This is a genomic window from Streptococcus sp. A25, from assembly GCF_043674095.1.
Taxonomy (GTDB): domain Bacteria; phylum Bacillota; class Bacilli; order Lactobacillales; family Streptococcaceae; genus Streptococcus; species Streptococcus suis_V.
In genome coordinates, this window is the sequence record NZ_JBIMJO010000006.1 from 1 (window position 1) to 15,136 (window position 15,136).

A 15,136-nucleotide genomic window follows, 5' to 3' on the forward strand; every position below is an offset into this window, starting at 1 on the left:
GAACCCAGATAAGCCAATCGATCCAACATCACCTTACCCAGATGGTGAAGTTCCGTCAATTCCACATGTACCAGGTTATGTGCCAGTTGATCCTAAGACTAACGAGCCATTGAAACCGGTTGACCCAACGGATCCTAAGAAAGGGTATGTTCCACCAGTTCCAACAACGCCAGGTGAGAACACACCAATCCCTTACGTGCCTGTAACGCCTACAGAACCAGGTAAGCCAGTTACACCACCAGTAACTCCGGTTGTACCAGGTAAACCTGTAACCCCAGCTGTACCTGCCGAACCTGTAACCCCAGTTACACCGGCAACACCAGCAACACCAGGTGCAGCTCAATTGCCAAACACTGGTGAAGCATCATCTGCGGCAGCAATTCTTGGTGCAGGTATGCTAGTTGCAGCACTTGCGCTTGCAGGTAAACGTCGTCGTAATGAAGACTAATCTGTTTTCATTCGTACATGTCCTCCCACTATACAAGTAATGAATGAAAATAGAAAACGGAAAGCCTAGCTTTCCCAATAGGCTGTCCCTACGCTAGTTGTGGGCAGATAAAAAGGAAGAGAGAACATGTGTTCTCTCAGACTGAAGACAAAGTCCTTAGGATTGATTTTCTAAGGGCTTTTCTTCGTGTTTAGGAGTATAATATAATAAAAAGGACTTGTGAGGTTCTCCTATGCTACACAAAGAAAAACCTGACTATAACCGCAATCAGTACGGTTTCTATACCCTTGACTAGCTAGTGCCTGAGGATTATTTCCTGCGCCAAGTTGATAAAGTTATCGATTTTGATTTAATCTACGGATTAGTCGAAGAAACCTATTCGTCTGACAATGGTCGTCCTAGTCTTGACCCTGTTATACTGGTCAAAATCCCTCTGATTCAGTGTTTTTATGGCATTCGTTCCAAAGGAGGTATTTGTTTATTCTGTCCAAGTTGCCTGTGATAAGTATGGCTGGGCACCCGCTACCGGTGAACCCAATAGCAACTCCCAAGCCTGACTATCGTGAGGTAGTGGATTAAAACGGTCTGGAGAGGGACCGTTTTAAGTCTGACGCTAGAAACCAAGACCGTCAGAGGAAGGGATAGTGAAATCGTAGCACTACGAACAGAAACGTGATATAAAGGCGTATATAGCGGATAATGTGGCAAAGAACACCAAAGTCCAAGAAGGTAGTCGTATCAAATAGTGGCTCAGAGGTTGGTACTGAAACGTGCCATATCAAAACCAGTCCTCGCTAAACGTGGACTGGTTTCTTGCCTAGATTATTATCTAAAACGACATGCGTTAAAAGTTAGTTGAACCGCTGTTTGCCGAACGGCACGCACGGTGGTGTGAGAGGGAGTGGGAAAGAACTCGACTAGTTAAAAAAGAGTTCGTCTTCCCACCCCCGCATAGTTGATTAGGTCAGATTTGGAGTGTAGAACACGAACAAATCTGCCAATCAACCACTGCGCTGAGATGTTGACACGAACTCTGAAAAGTGGTGCTAGGCTTTTTTGCCCAGTCCCTACTCGATTACCATCCACCGCGACCTCCAGGTGCGCCCCCCATTGCGCCGGGGCCGGTTTGGACAATTTCAGTTTGTTTCTGGCCATTGACCGTGACATCTCCACCTGTAAAGGAGACGGAACCGTCAAAGTCAAAGGCTGAAGTAGGTGCAGTTATGTCAATGGTGCCACCAGAAATGATCAAATCACCATTGGAATCAAAGGCATCCGTATCGCCATTTCCGACAGCAACGGTCAAATCACCCCCGGTGACCTTGATGAAGATATCGCTGGCTGTATCGCTTGCAGCATTGATGGCATCATCAGAACCATAAACATCCAAAGTTCCACCATTGATAGTGATATTGGTTCCTTCCAAGGCCTCGGTTGACTCAGTTACTTTAATCGAACCATCTTCAATGGTCAAGGCAGATTCAGCTTTGATACCGTCGTCACCTGCTGTGACAGTGATGGTTCCGCCCGTGATAGTGGTATTTCCTTTCGTAGTATCCTCATCATTTGTCGCTTTGACACCATCGCCACCTGCCGTCACATCAATAGTACCACCTGTGATGGTCAATGAATCCTTACCGCGAATACCGTCATCCTGAGCTGTTACCGTAATATTTCCAGCCTCGATGGTCAAGTCATCGGTAGAGACAATCCCGTCTTGGAAATTCCCTTCAACGGTCAGTTTACCATTGCCAGTGATAACTAAATCCGACTCCGAATGAATAGCCCCTTCAATATCTGTATCGGAATGAGTGCTAGTGTCTGAGACAGTATTTTCGGTGCCATCTTGCAAGTTAATTTCAAGATTATCAGCAGAAAGGACATTGATAGCTGCGGTATCTGTGCTAGAAATGGTAGCTCCGGCCAAAATCAAACGCACATTTTCCTGAGTGTCAATGGTTACACCTTTTGTAGTCGAACCGCTAAGAATATAGGTTCCGCCTTCAGTGATGGTCAAGCCCTCGTCAGACAAGGTAACTTCTTGACTAGGGAGTGACGACCAATCAATGCTAGAAGTGCTTGCGGTGTTGCTCGTGCTTGAATTGGTCGTCATTACTTGGCTGCTGGTAATCGTCTTGCTGATTTGGGTCTGTCCTTGAGCAGAAGAACAAGCAGCTAACGTAGCGATAGTGAGGAGGGTAATGCCAGAGGCGAGTAGTTTTTTCGTCTTAGTTTTCATCATAATGATTTCCGTCTTTCTTTATAAATATTTCTTTTTAGGTGTCTGTTTATTGATAATAAAGTTGAGTGGTTTGGCGTTGACAATGGTTTCTGTCAAGACTTGGTCTGAAATGCTTGATTCCAAAACCAGAGAATATTCGAGGACCAGTGCCTGCTTTTTCTTTTTGTAGCTAATGGATAGGATTTCTTCCTCCTTACAAGCTGCTTTGAAGACCTTCTTGAAAAAATGTTGGTAATCAAAATCCAAGGGAACAGTTAGGAGAATGTGTCGTCTCCTGTGATCGGTTTGACCAAAATTCACAGTTTCAAAGAGGAGCATGGCGCCGCAGATGACGAGCGTCAGAAGGCTGGCCAGTCCCAGATAACCGGTTCCTGTTGCTAATCCGATGGCCATAGCCAGTAGGACTGCCAGCATTTCTTTGGAAGAGCCAGAGGCAGAGCGGAAGCGAATGAGACTAAAGGTCCCAGCGACGGCTAAGCTAGTCCCCAGACTGCCGTTGACCAAGAAGATGATAAAGGCAATCAGGGTTGGCATCAGGGTCAAAGTTATGACAAATTCCTTGCTGTAGCTGGATTTGTGCTTGTAGGTCATTGCCAGTAGATAACCCAGCACCAAGCTGATCCCCATAATTAAACTGATTTGCAGGGCGATGGAGCTGGTGGTAGATAAGATACTATCGAATAGGTGCATAGGCTATCAACTCCTTTTCTGGGCTAGTTGCGAGGCGGTAAGCCGTTCCGTATTTGGAGAAGGGTTTTCTCTCAATGGCGTGCTTTTCAAGGAGCGCGGATAGCCAATCTGGAATCGTCTCAGCTGCTTTGATTTCCATAATCATTAGGTCAGGGTCCAGCAGGACCTTTTCTTTTGCAGCTGATTTAAGAGCCGGATGTTGGTCTGAATAGGTAACGTTTTGGTCAATGGTCAAGCGGAGTTTTGGATCCTCTAGCCCCTTGAAGGACTGGCGTTCATAGCGAATGAGAATTTTCGGATAGAGATTGCCATACCGTTTCCGAAGCGATTGAATTTCTTGGCAGACAGGTTGGTCTGTCAGGCTGCTGTCGCGCAAACCTGTACGGAGGAAATATTGAATAATGCGCGGTGTTGATTCCAGTCGGTACTTGTAACCAATGCCATCGATTTTTTTCTTGATTTCCAAAAAGGCGGTGCTGTTGGCATGAGGATGAGCATCGTAGAGCCGAATCCGAACCTTTTCACGCTGATACTTTTTGGCTAAGGCATCCTGCACCATGTCAAAATCCTCATTATCAAAATAAATGCTGGTAATGGTTGAATGAGCGTAGTCATCTGCAAGGAGATGGGGCTGGGCATCGCGAAGGAAGAGTCTCCAAGTCGCTTTACTAAGGATGTATTTGGTTTCCTTGCGTTTGAATTGTTTTTGGCTGATAGTGGTTTTCATGTGAGACCTCTTTCTAATGAACTGTTGATGTTTGTCAGAAACTGTATTTACAAGTAAGGTACTTTTAGATAAGAGATAGTTTTTTTGCAAATCAAGGCTGTTTTTTGAAGGAATACTGACTGTATTTCAAAAGAAACGAACGATGAGTGGCAGAAAACTAGCCTTAGCTAAAGGTGCCGAGCTGTGAGTACAGGTTCTAATATAAAGGTCAACTATTAAATAAAACTAAAATAAATATTAAAGAAAGCTTAAAGTTCTATTTTGGGCGCAAAAAAAAATCCCCCATCACGAGGATAGGGGAAAATGGAGTAAGTAGGTTATTTTCCTGAACGGTTAATATTCCAGAAGTCTGTGACAGCACCTTTAGATGCGGATGATACGGTATGAGCGTATTTTCCGAGCACACCGCGGCTGTAGAGAGGTGGAATGACAGTTGTTTTCTTGCGTTCTTCGATTTCTTGGTCAGAAACGTGCATGGTGATTTCCTTGGTATCCTGGTCCACCGTCACCAAATCTCCTGTGCGGAGGTAGGCGATCGGGCCACCATCCTGGGCTTCAGGAGCGATGTGGCCAACAACCAGACCATAGGTACCACCAGAGAAGCGGCCATCAGTCAGAAGGGCTACCTTGTCGCCTTGGCCTTTTCCGACAATCATAGATGAAAGCGACAGCATTTCCGGCATACCAGGCCCACCTTTTGGCCCAACATAGCGGACAACGACTACATCGCCATCGACGATTTCGTCAGTCAAGACAGCTTCAATCGCCTCTTCTTCTGAATCAAAGACCTTAGCTGGACCAGTATGGTTACGGACTTTCACACCGGAAACCTTGGCAACGGCACCTTCAGGAGCAAGGTTACCTTTGAGGATGATGAGTGGGCCATCTGCACGTTTTGGATTTTCAAGTGGCATGATGACATCTTGACCTGGTGTTAAATCTGCAAAGTTTTCCAAGTTTTCAGCAACGGTTTTACCTGTACAGGTGATGCGGTCACCATGGAGGAAGCCGTTTTTGAGCAAGTATTTCATGACAGCTGGGACGCCACCGACATTGTAGAGGTCTTGGAAGACGTATTTTCCTGATGGTTTCAGGTCTGCCAAGTGAGGCACGCGTTCTTGGAAATCATTGAAATCTTCCAAGGTCAAGTCAACGTTTGCAGCGTGAGCAATGGCTAGCAAGTGAAGAGTAGCGTTGGTGGAGCCACCGAGAGCCATGGTGACTGTAATGGCGTCTTCAAAGGCTTCACGAGTCATTATGTCAGACGGCTTGATGCCCAGTTCTAGCATGCGTACAACAGCACGACCAGCTTCTTCAATGTCAGCCTTCTTCTCAGGAGATTCAGCAGGGTGAGAAGATGAGCCTGGGATAGACATACCCAAGACTTCAATGGCAGAGGCCATGGTATTGGCTGTGTACATACCACCACATCCACCAGGTCCAGGGCAGGCATTACACTCCAAGCGACGGACATCTTCTTCGGTCATATCGCCGTTGTTCCATTTTCCGATTCCTTCAAACACTGAAACCAGGTCGATGTCTTTGCCGTCCAGATTTCCTGGAGCAATGGTGCCGCCATAGGCAAAAACAGCTGGAATGTCCATGTTGGCGATGGCAATCATGGAACCAGGCATGTTCTTGTCACAGCCTCCGATTGCTACAAAGGCATCGACGTTGTGCCCTCCCATAGCTGCCTCAATTGAGTCAGCGATAATGTCGCGTGAAGTCAGTGAGAAACGCATGCCCGGAGTTCCCATGGCGATTCCGTCTGCAACGGTGATGGTACCGAATTGAACTGGCCAAGCGCCAGCATCTTTGACCCCTTCTTTGGCTAATTTTCCAAAATCATGCAAGTGAATATTACAAGGCGTATTTTCAGCCCAGGTCGAAATCACACCGACAATCGGCTTTTCAAAACTATCATCGGTCATGCCTGTGGCACGCAACATAGCACGGTTGGGCGATTTGACCATTGAATCGTAGACTGAGCTACGGTGACGAAGGGTTTTAAGTGTATCTTTATCTGTCATTTCTCTTCTCCCTATCTTTCTGGTGATTGGTTTCCTTATTATACCATAGTTATGAGGGATATGAAAAAGGATTTGACGAATAATGGGAAATTTCTGAATTTTTTGAAAACAAAAGGAAACAGCTTCCACATATTAGCGGGGAACTGCTTCACTTTATTGAAATTATACTGTTGGAGCAGCTGTTTTGATCTGCTTGATGAAGAGGCTAATCACAGCTAGAATCAGGAAGCCAGCACCGACATACCAGTAAGGTTGATCCAGGGTTGTAGACCGTCCGGACAGGTTGATGATGCCACGGAGGAGAAAACCTGCTGTAATGGTTGCAACACCTGAATTCCAGAGATTATAGGTCAGGCGAGAGAGTGTGCGATGGATGGTCATCAAGCCAAGTAGAAGACTTCCACCGATTAGGGTTACGCAGAACAGATAGTGCATATGGAAAGCTGTTTCTCCATAACTGAGGCTTTCATAGACCCGACTGAAGATGAAGAGGAAGGATGTTAGTGCTAAATAAGTGATAAATGTGCGAATAGTGCGTTTGTTTTCTGTATTAGTAGCCGATGTAGACAATGTCGCTCACCGCCCTTTCTGAGATAGTATTTCCGTTTGTTGTTGGGTTGTTAATCACTTGACCGTTGAAGTAGAGGGTTGATGAACCACCGCCGTCTAGGTTGTAGGCAGTTGTTGCTCCGTATTGTTTAATAACTTCTGCCAGTTGATAGAGGGATAGACCTTCACTTTCAGAAGTACGACCGTCTGCCACAACGATGATATAGTGGTTTTCATCAATGATACCAATGGCTGAACGAGGGTTGGAAAACATGGCCCGTCCAACTTCTGTTGATGTATCCACCACGATTTCACCATTTTCTACCAAGGTTGGCCCGAAGGCGAGCAAGTTGACAACGCCATTGTCAATTAACTCTTGAGCTGTTATTTCATTTTCATAGATAATTTCAAATGAGCCGTCAGCATAAATTGCCAAGTCACCATAAGAAGCATTGTCACGGACGGTATCACGGTAGAGGACACCATTCTTGATGACGTAACCTGTTGAGTTGGCACCGTAGTAGTCGCCGTTGACCGCCAAGATGGCATTGTTGGCTGCAGCGGTTGCAGATGTTTTGGCTGTGACGTTGGTACCATAAGTATTTTGAGCTAAGGCTGTTTTCAAGTACTCAGGTGAGCTGACTTGGATATCCGCTACATAGACAGTTGTGTTGTTGGTTGTAATGGTTTCGAGTGTGATTTGGATGTTGTCATCAGCGTAAGAGGTATCAGTTGTTGTCACATTGGTTGCGGTTGTTGCAGCGGTGCTACTTGCTGCTGTACTGGAATTTGTCGTCGCTGCAGCGGTTGTCGTTGCTGATTCTACTGTTGTAATAGCTTCAGAGAGGACAAAGGTTTTGAGCATGGAGTAGGTGAAACCACCAGTGAGTAATGTGCCGAATAGTGATGCGTATATAAAGGGTTTTTTAAGCAATTTCATGGGCAAGTGCCTTCCTTTCATTGAAAATAATATGTTTTTGAATATACCAAGAGAAGAAAAAGAGGGAAAGGCCAACTGTGATTTTCACCAAATAAAGATTCAATCCAAATAGTTGGTGGAAAATATAAATCAGAGAGGTGTCGCAGATGAAGAGGGCCAAAGCTAGGGTCAAATAACCGAGGCCAGTAGTTTGGACGCTCTGCTCGCTTTGAAAGACCAACTTTTTATTGAGGTAATAATTGGACAGAGAGCTGGTAAGACGAGCTAAGCCATTAGCAATGAGGATATGAATACCCGAGGGCAGAGCAGTCAAACTTGCGATAAGCAGGGCATAGGCACCGTAGTCTACCAGAAAGCCGCCAAGTGAGGCCAGGGCAAATTTGAAGAGGTTTTTGTAGATGAGTAAGCCATCCTTGATAGGTCGGAAATGCGAGCTAGCATTATCATCTATATAGATGGTCTGAATGGGAACCTCGGTAATGGGGAACTCTTGGCTAGCTTGAGTCAGCATATTCATTTCGTACTCATAACGTTGGCCTTCGATTTTCAGCATAAAGGGCAGGAGCTTGGAATGAAAGGCACGTAGACCAGTCTGGGTATCGCTAACCTTGACACCAGTTTGAAGGCGGAAGAGTAGACGGGTCAGCTTATTACCAAAACGACTGCGGAAAGGCACATCATTGCTAAATTGACGGACTCCCAGAACCAAGTGATTGGGCAAATTCATAGCAGCCCGGGCCACTCTATCCATATCGTTGACGGAGTGCTGGCCGTCCGCATCAGCTGTTACGATGACAGAATTGGAGTCACGTTCTTGAATATATTGAAAAGCAGTTTTCAAGGCCTGGCCTTTTCCTAAATTACGCTCGTGGTGAAGAACGGTTGCGTAGGAACTAGCTTGCTCGATGATGGCTTTCGAAGCTTCAGTGCTTCCGTCGTTAACTACAATAATCTTGCAATTGAGCCGATGCTTCAAAGCGTTCAATAGCTCCAGTAATTTCTGATCTGGCTGATAGGCGGGGATGATGACATAATACATGGGAATACCTCGTTTCGTTTTTTGCTATACACCCACTATAGAGGAGTTTTCTGAAAGAAATCTGAAAATAGCCTACATCTTGATTTGACTTAAGTTTGGTTTAAGATTTCGGCTTGAAATAAGGAAAACGAACAAATGTAGGAATTTTCAGAATATTCCTTGACATTTAAGTTCCATGTGTTATGATAGTAGATACAACATTGCAGAGAGGAGGAATACATGTGCAAGAAATCCAATTAGATCAACCGCGTTCAGGTTCCTATTTAATCTTAGATAGCTTGCATCAATTGGGTGTGGACCTGGTCTTTGGCTATCCAGGTGGGGCAGTCCTCCCCTTATATGATGCTATCTATCAATACGAGGGGATTCAGCACGTCTTGGCTCGTCACGAACAAGGAGCGGTCCACGAGGCGGAAGGTTATGCCAAATCATCAGGAAAGGTGGGCGTAGCCATCGTCACATCTGGACCAGGGGCAACTAATGCCATTACAGGGATAGCGGATGCCATGGGCGACAGCGTGCCTCTTCTGGTTTTCACAGGACAGGTTGCGACGCGCGGTATCGGTAAGGATGCCTTCCAGGAGGCCGATGTCATTGGTATGACCATGCCAATCACCAAATACAATTACCAGATTCGGGACACAGCAGATATTCCTCGAGTGATTACAGAAGCCTATCATATTGCGACCACAGGCCGTCCAGGTCCAGTAGTCATCGATGTGCCAAAGGATATCCAGGAAAGAATTGTTGAAGCCTATCACGATCCGACGGTTCATTTGCCAAGCTACCAACCAACGGTAGAGCCAAATGGCTTGCAGGTTAAGAAAATTCTCCAGCAGCTCAGTCGGGCCAAAAAGCCAGTGATTTTGGCTGGTGGTGGGGTCAACTATGCAGAAGCCCAGGAAGAATTGATTGCTTTTGCAGAGAAATACCGCTTGCCTGTTGTTTCAACCCTGCTTGGGTTAGGAGCCATGCCGATTGAACACGAATTAGCCCTAGCGATGGGTGGCATGCACGGAACTTACTCAGCCAATATGGCCATGAATGATGCAGATTATATTATCAACATCGGTGCCCGCTTTGATGATCGCCTGACGGGAAATCCGACAACCTATGCGCCTAATGCGACTATTGCGCACGTGGACATTGACCCAGCAGAGATTGGCAAGGTCATGAAGACGGCAATTCCAGTAGTCGGAGATGCCAAAGCGACCTTACAAGCCCTGTTGAAATGCGAAACCGTTGAGACAGACTATGCTGACTGGACGGAGCAGGTATTGGACAACAAGCGTCGAGCACCTTTCTGGTATGAGGAAGATGCCAACTTTATCAAGCCACAAGCAGCTATCGAGCTGATTGGTCAATTGACAAATGGCGATGCTATCATCGTGACAGATGTGGGACAACACCAGATGTGGGCGGCTCAATTCTATCCTTACAAGCACCAGCGCCAGCTGATTACTTCGGGCGGCATGGGGACTATGGGATTCGGAATTCCAGCAGCAATCGGCGCTAAACTAGCCAATCCAGACAAGGAAGTTGTAGTCTTTGTCGGTGACGGTGGTTTCCAGATGACCAACCAGGAATTGGCTATCCTCAATGGCTATGGTGTGCCCATCAAGGTTGTCTTGATTAATAACCATTCCCTGGGTATGGTTCGTCAGTGGCAAGAATCCTTCTATGAAGAACGTCGCAGTCAGTCAGTATTTGATGCAGAGCCAAACTTCCAGCTCCTAGCGGAAGCCTATGGTATCAGCCATTACAGTTTTGACAATCCGGCGACCTTGGCAGAAGATATGAAGGTCATCTTGGGAAACAAACCAATGCTGATTGAGGTCCATATCTCCAAGGCCGAACATGTGGTGCCAATGGTACCAGCCGGCAAGAGCAATGCGGAAATGTTGGGGGTGAAGTTCAATGCGTAGAATGTTAACAGCAAAATTACGAAATTCTTCAGGTGTCCTCAACCGCTTTACAGGTGTCCTATCCCGGCGCCAAATCAATATTGAATCCATTTCAGTCGGCCCGACCGAAGTTGCAGGTATTTCTCGGGTAACGGTCATCGTTGATGTTGCGACCATGGACGAAGTGGAACAAATTATCAAGCAACTCAATCGCTTGATTGATGTGGTCCGTGTCCGCGATTTGACAGACATTCCGCACTTGGAACGGGAAGTGATTCTGATTAAAATCGTTGCTCCGCCAGCTAAGCGGGCAGAAATTTTAGCCATTATCCAACCCTTCCGTGCCAGCGTTGTCGATGTGGCACCTCACTCCATTACCATTCAGATGACTGGTGACGGAGACAAGATTGACGCCCTCCTGCGTGTGATTCAGCCTTATGGCATTAAGAACATTGCTAGGACAGGGGCAACTGGTTTCAGTCGTGACTAACCTAGTCACTCACTTGTCTTTTACTTCGTCGTTAGCTCGGCTTGGCATACCTCAGTATAGCCTTCGCCTCACTGCCTAGAATTAAAAGAAAGTTGAGCAACTAGGGATGCACATGATAGACAAAATTACAGAATGTTCATTTTCTTTGAACATCCGAATTTATAAGTAAAAAAATAGAAAAGAGATTAACAAATGGCAGTAGCAATGCAATATGAAAAAGATGTAACAGTTCCAGCACTTGACGGCAAACGTATCGCCGTTATCGGTTATGGTTCACAGGGCCATGCCCATGCCCAAAACTTGCGTGACACAGGACACGATGTTATCATCGGCGTGCGTGCTGGTAAATCTTTTGATAAGGCAAAAGAAGATGGCTTTGAGACTTTTGAAGTAGCTGAAGCAGCAAAACAAGCGGATGTTATCATGATTTTGGCTCCAGACGAAATCCAAGCGGACCTTTACAATGAAGAAATTGCTCCAAACTTGGAGGCAGGAAATGCCCTTGGTTTCGCTCACGGTTTCAACGTTCATTTTGAATTTATCAAGGTTCCTGCTGATGTAGACGTCTTCATGTGTGCGCCAAAAGGTCCTGGTCACCTTGTTCGTCGTACTTTTGAAGAAGGTTTCGGTGTTCCAGCGCTTTACGCTGTCTATCAAGACGCTACTGGCAATGCCAAGCACATCGCTATGGACTGGGCTAAAGGTGTTGGTTCTGCCCGTGTTGGTCTCTTGGAAACAACCTTCAAAGAAGAAACGGAAGAAGATTTGTTCGGTGAGCAAGCCGTTCTCTGTGGTGGTTTGACTGCCCTTATGCAGGCTGGTTTTGAAGTCTTGACAGAGGCTGGCTATGCGCCAGAATTGGCTTACTTTGAAGTATTGCACGAAATGAAACTCATCGTTGACCTTGTTTACGAGGGTGGTTTCAAGAAAATGCGTCAGTCTATCTCAAATACTGCTGAATACGGTGACTACGTATCAGGTCCACGCGTGATTACTGACCAAGTTAAAGAAAACATGAAAGCTGTATTGGCAGACATCCAGTCTGGAAAATTCGCCAACGACTTTGTCAACGACTACAAGGCTGGTCGCCCACAAATGGAAGCCTTCCGTAAAGAAGCTGAAAACCTTGAAATCGAAAAAGTCGGTGCAGAACTCCGCAAAGCAATGCCATTCGTAGGCCGCAACGACGACGATGCGTTTAAGATTTATAACTAAAACAGTCCAGTGGACTGTTTTAGCCCTCGCCTAAAAACGAGAAAGCGAGGTAAGTCCAGTGGACTGTTTTAGCCCTCGCCCAAAAACGAGAAAGCGAGGTAAGTCCGGGGGAGTGAAAGAGTCTGGGGATAGACTCTTTCAGCTGGTCGCCTAGAAATGTGAGAGCGACCATACGCCCTCGCTTGACAACAAGAGAGCGAGGCAGCCTACGGATAGGCTATTCTAGCCCTTGCCCAGAAATACGAAAGCAAGGCAGTTGAGTGGACTGTTTTAGCCCTCGCCTGAAAATGAGAGCGCGAGGAAGTTGAAGGGGACTATTTTAACCCGAGCTTGACAACAAGAGAGCGAGGCAGTCTACGGATAGGCTATTCTAGCCCTTGCCCAGAAATACGAAAGCAAGGCCAGGGGAAGTTTGTCTACCGACAAACCCTATCTCCAACCTTCAACAGCTCCCCAAACTGTTGAAGTCCAATCTCGAAATCGTAGAGTTAGGTAGCTCTACTTGAATTAGAAGTCTCGGGGTTCTGGTCAAAGAATAGTAAAGAGCTGGCTTGCCAGCTCTTTTGACCATTCTGAGAAAATAAAAAATATTTGTGAATTTTGATTATAAATCCTATGTTTATTTCAGGATTTTTGGTACAATATTTATAATAGAAAGAAATAAGTGCAATATGATTTCAGCAAAGAACATTGAGCAGGCCTATTCTGTTCTCAAAAATGTGGTGGTTAAGACACCGCTAGACTATAATCGTTACCTGTCAGAGCGTTATGGAGCCGATATTTATATCAAACGGGAAAACGAGCAGCGGGTCCGTTCCTTCAAGATTCGAGGGGCTTATTACGCTATTTCCCAATTGACGGATGCGGAAAAAGAGCGAGGGGTTGTCTGTGCTTCAGCGGGCAACCATGCCCAGGGAGTAGCCTATACCTGCCAGGAAATGCAGATTCCTGCTACAATTTTCATGCCCATTACAACGCCGCAGCAGAAGATTGGTCAGGTCAAGTTCTTTGGTGGGGAATTTGTGGACATTCGCTTGGTGGGTGATACTTTTGATGAATCGGCTCAGGCTGCTCAAGACTATACCCAGGAAAGTGGAAAAACCTTCATCGATCCCTTTGATGATGATAATGTTCAGGCAGGTCAGGGGACGGTTGCCTACGAAATCTTGGACGAGGCCCAGGAACAATCGATTGATTTTGATCAGATTTTGGTTCCCGTTGGTGGTGGTGGTCTGATTGCAGGTGTTTCGGCTTATTTGAAGGAACAGGCACCAGGCATCAAGATTGTAGGTGTTGAGGCTAGCGGAGCACGTTCGATGAAGGCTGCTTTTGATAAGGGAAGACCTGTTAAGCTGGCTGAAATTGACAAGTTTGCGGACGGAATTGCTGTTCAAAAGGTCGGTGCAAGCACCTACGAAGTTGCTCGTAAACATGTAGACAAGCTGATTGGTGTTGATGAGGGTTGGATTTCAGAAACCATTTTGGACCTTTATTCTAAATTGGGAATTGTCGCTGAACCGGCTGGTGCTGCGACTATTGCTGCACTTGAGGTTGTCAAGGACCAAATCAAGGGGCAGACCATCTGTTGTATCATTTCAGGTGGTAACAACGACATCAACCGCATGCCAGAAATGGAAGAGCGAGCTCTGATTTACGAGGGAATCAAGCATTATTTCGTCGTCAATTTCCCCCAACGGCCGGGTGCCCTGCGCGAATTTGTAAACCATATTCTCGGACCGAATGATGACATTACACGGTTTGAGTATATCAAGCGGGCCAATAAGGGAACAGGTCCAGTTCTCATCGGGATTGCTTTGGGCGATAAGAATGACTATGCGGACTTTATTCAGCGCTTGGAAGATTTTGACCCACAATATATCAATTTGCACGAAAATGACTCACTCTATAAAATGTTGGTGTAAGATGTTAGCTTAGGAGGTTATTATGGCACCTATATTGTTTATGTTTACTCTCTTATTCGTCCTGCTTCTGGCCTTGATTTTGATTATTTCTGGCCTCTATGTGGTCAAGCAGCAGACGGTGGCTATTGTCGAGCGGTTTGGTAAGTACCAAAAAACGTCTACCTCAGGGATTAACTTTAAAATTCCTTTCGGTGTGGATGTCATTGCAGCTCGTATTCAGCTTCGGATGTTGCAAAGTGAAATCGTGGTTGAGACAAAGACCCAGGATAACGTATTTGTGACCATGAATGTGGCGACCCAATACCGGGTCAATGAAAATAACGTCACAGATGCCTACTACAAGCTCATGCACCCAGAGGCTCAAATCAAGTCCTATATTGAGGATGCCCTGCGCTCATCTGTGCCTAAATTGACTCTGGATGAATTGTTTGAGAAAAAAGATGAGATCGCCCTGGAAGTGCAGAAGCAGGTGGCAGAAGAGATGTCCACCTACGGCTACGTCATTGTCAAGACCCTGATTACCAAGGTTGAGCCAGATGCAGAGGTTAAGCAATCCATGAACGAAATCAACGCAGCCCAGCGGAAACGGGTTGCGGCCCAAGAATTGGCAGAGGCAGACAAGATAAAAATTGTCACTGCTGCAGAGGCAGAAGCTGAAAAAGACCGCCTGCACGGTGTGGGTATTGCCCAACAGCGTAAGGCTATTGTTGACGGTTTGGCAGATTCTATACGTGAATTGAAAGATTCCAACGTCAGCATGTCAGAAGAGCAGATTATGTCTATCTTGTTGACCAACCAATACTTGGATACCTTAAATAATTTTGCACAAGGAGGTAATAATACAATCTTCTTACCGGGCAATCCGGAGGGTGTTGAAGACATTCGCACTCAAATATTGTCAGCTCTTTCTGTCAAATAATTGGTAAAAACCGAATACTTT

13 protein-coding genes and 1 pseudogene are annotated in these 15,136 nt (G+C 46.0%); 7 read left to right on the forward strand and 7 right to left on the reverse strand.

The genetic code is table 11. From position 1 onward, the window contains the following. Positions 1 to 448 (forward strand): LPXTG cell wall anchor domain-containing protein (locus ACHBID_RS03555; RefSeq protein ID WP_394731642.1); only part of this gene is annotated, 448 nt, incomplete at its 5' end. A 232-nt stretch (positions 449 to 680) separates the two neighbouring features. Beyond that, positions 681 to 911: pseudogene (locus tag ACHBID_RS03560) on the forward strand (IS5/IS1182 family transposase); the annotation flags it as partial. Positions 912 to 1,523: 612 nt separating this feature from the next. On the opposite strand, the gene ACHBID_RS03565 reads toward ACHBID_RS03560, so the two are convergent. From ACHBID_RS03565 to ACHBID_RS03595, 7 genes are all read right to left on the reverse strand, one after another. After that, positions 1,524 to 2,687 (reverse strand): carbohydrate-binding domain-containing protein, encoded by a 1,164-nt coding sequence (locus ACHBID_RS03565; protein WP_394731675.1) that lies wholly within the window; start codon positions 2,685 to 2,687, stop codon positions 1,524 to 1,526. A 21-nt stretch (positions 2,688 to 2,708) separates the two neighbouring features. Next, on the reverse strand, positions 2,709 to 3,380 hold the full coding sequence (locus tag ACHBID_RS03570; protein ID WP_394731643.1) for a DUF4956 domain-containing protein: 672 nt from the start codon (positions 3,378 to 3,380) through the stop codon (positions 2,709 to 2,711). Then, positions 3,364 to 4,107 carry a polyphosphate polymerase domain-containing protein gene (locus ACHBID_RS03575; RefSeq protein WP_394731644.1) on the reverse strand — a complete coding sequence of 248 codons (744 nt, stop codon included), beginning with the start codon at positions 4,105 to 4,107 and terminating at the stop codon, positions 3,364 to 3,366. Before ACHBID_RS03575 ends, ACHBID_RS03570 begins: the two co-directional genes overlap by 17 nt. A 317-nt stretch (positions 4,108 to 4,424) precedes the next feature. After that, complete coding sequence (ilvD, locus tag ACHBID_RS03580; protein WP_394731645.1) at positions 4,425 to 6,137, reverse strand: dihydroxy-acid dehydratase; 1,713 nt, start codon at positions 6,135 to 6,137, stop codon at positions 4,425 to 4,427. A gap of 162 nt (positions 6,138 to 6,299) precedes the next feature. Beyond that, positions 6,300 to 6,707, reverse strand: a complete 408-nt coding sequence (locus ACHBID_RS03585) for a hypothetical protein (RefSeq protein WP_394731646.1) — start codon at positions 6,705 to 6,707, stop codon at positions 6,300 to 6,302. After that, complete coding sequence (locus tag ACHBID_RS03590) at positions 6,688 to 7,626, reverse strand: phosphodiester glycosidase family protein (RefSeq protein ID WP_394731647.1); 939 nt, start codon at positions 7,624 to 7,626, stop codon at positions 6,688 to 6,690. The genes ACHBID_RS03585 and ACHBID_RS03590 overlap by 20 nt, the downstream gene beginning before the upstream one ends. Beyond that, positions 7,613 to 8,665, reverse strand: coding sequence for a bifunctional glycosyltransferase family 2/GtrA family protein (locus tag ACHBID_RS03595; RefSeq protein WP_105111533.1), 1,053 nt, complete (start codon positions 8,663 to 8,665; stop codon positions 7,613 to 7,615). Before ACHBID_RS03595 ends, ACHBID_RS03590 begins: the two co-directional genes overlap by 14 nt. Before the next feature lie 182 nt (positions 8,666 to 8,847). Here ACHBID_RS03595 and ACHBID_RS03600 point away from each other — a divergent pair, with 182 nt between their 5' ends. From ACHBID_RS03600 to ACHBID_RS03620, 5 genes are all read left to right on the forward strand, one after another. Further along, a complete protein-coding gene (locus ACHBID_RS03600) occupies positions 8,848 to 10,590 on the forward strand; it encodes an acetolactate synthase large subunit (protein ID WP_394731648.1) in 1,743 nt (580 codons plus the stop codon). Beyond that, entirely contained in the window at positions 10,583 to 11,059 is a 477-nt protein-coding gene (ilvN, locus tag ACHBID_RS03605) for an acetolactate synthase small subunit (RefSeq protein ID WP_105111535.1), read from the forward strand. The genes ACHBID_RS03600 and ilvN overlap by 8 nt, the downstream gene beginning before the upstream one ends. A 192-nt stretch (positions 11,060 to 11,251) precedes the next feature. Then, positions 11,252 to 12,274, forward strand: a complete 1,023-nt coding sequence (ilvC, locus tag ACHBID_RS03610; RefSeq protein ID WP_105111536.1) for a ketol-acid reductoisomerase — start codon at positions 11,252 to 11,254, stop codon at positions 12,272 to 12,274. A 671-nt stretch (positions 12,275 to 12,945) separates the two neighbouring features. Beyond that, positions 12,946 to 14,196: a threonine ammonia-lyase IlvA gene (gene ilvA, locus ACHBID_RS03615; RefSeq protein WP_105111537.1), complete on the forward strand. Its 1,251-nt coding sequence runs from the start codon at positions 12,946 to 12,948 to the stop codon at positions 14,194 to 14,196. A gap of 40 nt (positions 14,197 to 14,236) precedes the next feature. Beyond that, entirely contained in the window at positions 14,237 to 15,115 is an 879-nt protein-coding gene (locus tag ACHBID_RS03620; RefSeq protein WP_394719450.1) for an SPFH domain-containing protein, read from the forward strand. Positions 15,116 to 15,136 lie beyond the last annotated feature (21 nt).

What these genes read in the sequence shown, in the direction of transcription:
- ACHBID_RS03570 (WP_394731643.1), bottom strand. Translation starts at nt 3,380, where the DNA reads ATGCACCTATTCGATAGTATCTTATCTACCACCAGCTCCATCGCCCTG.
- ACHBID_RS03575 (WP_394731644.1), bottom strand. Translation starts at nt 4,107, where the DNA reads ATGAAAACCACTATCAGCCAAAAACAATTCAAACGCAAGGAAACCAAA.
- ACHBID_RS03600 (WP_394731648.1), top strand. Translation starts at nt 8,848, where the DNA reads ATGATAGTAGATACAACATTGCAGAGAGGAGGAATACATGTGCAAGAA.
- ACHBID_RS03595 (WP_105111533.1), bottom strand. Translation starts at nt 8,665, where the DNA reads ATGTATTATGTCATCATCCCCGCCTATCAGCCAGATCAGAAATTACTG.
- ilvC (WP_105111536.1), top strand. Translation starts at nt 11,252, where the DNA reads ATGGCAGTAGCAATGCAATATGAAAAAGATGTAACAGTTCCAGCACTT.
- ilvA (WP_105111537.1), top strand. Translation starts at nt 12,946, where the DNA reads ATGATTTCAGCAAAGAACATTGAGCAGGCCTATTCTGTTCTCAAAAAT.
- ACHBID_RS03620 (WP_394719450.1), top strand. Translation starts at nt 14,237, where the DNA reads ATGTTTACTCTCTTATTCGTCCTGCTTCTGGCCTTGATTTTGATTATT.
- ACHBID_RS03590 (WP_394731647.1), bottom strand. Translation starts at nt 7,626, where the DNA reads ATGAAATTGCTTAAAAAACCCTTTATATACGCATCACTATTCGGCACA.
- ilvN (WP_105111535.1), top strand. Translation starts at nt 10,583, where the DNA reads ATGCGTAGAATGTTAACAGCAAAATTACGAAATTCTTCAGGTGTCCTC.
- ACHBID_RS03565 (WP_394731675.1), bottom strand. Translation starts at nt 2,687, where the DNA reads ATGAAAACTAAGACGAAAAAACTACTCGCCTCTGGCATTACCCTCCTC.
- ilvD (WP_394731645.1), bottom strand. Translation starts at nt 6,137, where the DNA reads ATGACAGATAAAGATACACTTAAAACCCTTCGTCACCGTAGCTCAGTC.